Annotated in this window: 2 protein-coding genes; both read left to right on the forward strand. The window is 63.2% G+C overall.

Annotated elements, in window-relative coordinates; all coding sequences use genetic code 11:
• Nucleotides 1–62 precede the first annotated feature (62 nt).
• Entirely contained in the window at nt 63–794 is a 732-nt protein-coding gene (locus tag A2J01_RS09490; protein WP_054826505.1) for a ComF family protein, read from the forward strand.
• Between the two features lie 175 nt (nt 795–969).
• Nucleotides 970–1,530: ribosome hibernation-promoting factor, HPF/YfiA family (gene hpf / locus A2J01_RS09495; RefSeq protein WP_064112586.1), on the forward strand; the 561-nt coding region annotated here is incomplete at its 3' end.

Here is a 1,530-nt window from a genome sequence, read left to right on the forward strand (position 1 = left end):
AGAAGGCGATTCCGGTTCTGCCTGGCTGACGTCTCTGCGCTCTGGTGAATGTCTGCGCTCTGATGCATGTCGGTGCTCAGGTTCATGATTCGGCCATGGGGGACAAGAAATTCGGTGCCGGTCTGCTCGACCTGCTGTTGCCACGCGAGTGTGGTGGGTGTGGCCGCTCGGGGACTCTGTGGTGCGGTGAGTGCGCGGAACTGCTGCGCGATCATCCGCTTCAACTGAGTCCGCGCGTGGATCCGGGCGTGCCCGTCTGGGCACTCGGCCGCTACGACGGCCCCAGGCGGCGCAGTGTGATCGAGATGAAGGAACGGGGTCGTCGGGACCTCGCGATGCCTCTGGGGATCGCTGTGGCCGACGCGTTGGCCACTCTGGAACGGTGGGGCGAGCTCGGCAGCGGGGGTCGTCCGCCGATCGTGCTGGTGCCGGCTCCCACGCGCGCCCGAGCGGCGCGATCTCGCGGGGGTGATCCGGTTCGCCGGATAGCCGAAAGTGTGCGCGGAAAGCGGGAAATTGGTTCTGTCGCGGGTCGTCCGGTACGTGTCTGTCCGATTCTCCGGATGACGCGAGGTGTACGTGACTCGGTAGGACTGTCCGCGGCCGACCGGGTGACCAACGTGAACGGTCATGTGTCTCTCGACACCACTGCGATCTCTTCGATTGCCGGGGACAGTGACATCGTCCTGCTCGACGACGTCCTCACCACGGGAGCGACTGCGGCAGAGTCGGTTCGGGCCCTCTCGCTCAGTGGGATTCGGACAACTCTCGTGCTTGTCCTTGCAGGGGCTTAGATGAATTTCGTTGGAACAGTGGCACTCGCGCGCGTTACGTACTAGCGTCGGCGGCACACCCGAAAATACTGGTAGGAGGTGGTACTTCGATACTGGTGCCGGGCGGATCCCCTCTCGGTACTTGCAGAATTTGCCGCCGCCCACCGTGGGGCGGGGCCGTAATTGGGAGGTACGAGTGACGACCCCTTCGCAAGCCTCGTTTTTCATCGAGGACGCCACCATCGAGCGTTCCGAGAATGCCGCAGCTCCGAGATCCGACGTCGTAGTCAAGGGACGAAATGTCGAGATCCCCGATCACTTCCGAATCTACGTTTCGGAAAAGCTGGCGCGACTCGAACACTTCGACCCCTCCATATTCCACTTCGACGTGGAACTCCAACATGAACGCAACCGACGACAGGCCAAGAGTTGCCAGCGCGTCGAGATCACCGCTCGAGGTAAAGGCCCGGTGGCCCGAGCCGAAGCGTCCGCAGACAGCTTCTACGCCGCCTTCGAATCGGTGATCGACAAGCTCGAGAGTCGCCTCCGTCGAACCAAGGACCGCAAGAAGGTCCATTACGGCGACAAGCGACCGGTGTCCGTCGCGGAGGCAACCGCCTCCCTCGTCGACGCAGACTCACTCGGAGTCACACCGGACATTTCGCTGAACGGTCAAGAGCCGGACGAGTACGACGGCCCGGGACGCGTGGTCCGCACGAAGGATCACCCGGCCGAGCCGATGACCATCGACGACGCT

The organism is Rhodococcus sp. EPR-134 (genome assembly GCF_001647205.1).
Classification (GTDB): domain Bacteria; phylum Actinomycetota; class Actinomycetes; order Mycobacteriales; family Mycobacteriaceae; genus Rhodococcus_F; species Rhodococcus_F qingshengii.

Coding starts and splice junctions, on each gene's coding strand:
- A2J01_RS09490 (WP_054826505.1), top strand. CDS start 63: ATGCATGTCGGTGCTCAGGTTCATGATTCGGCCATGGGGGACAAGAAA.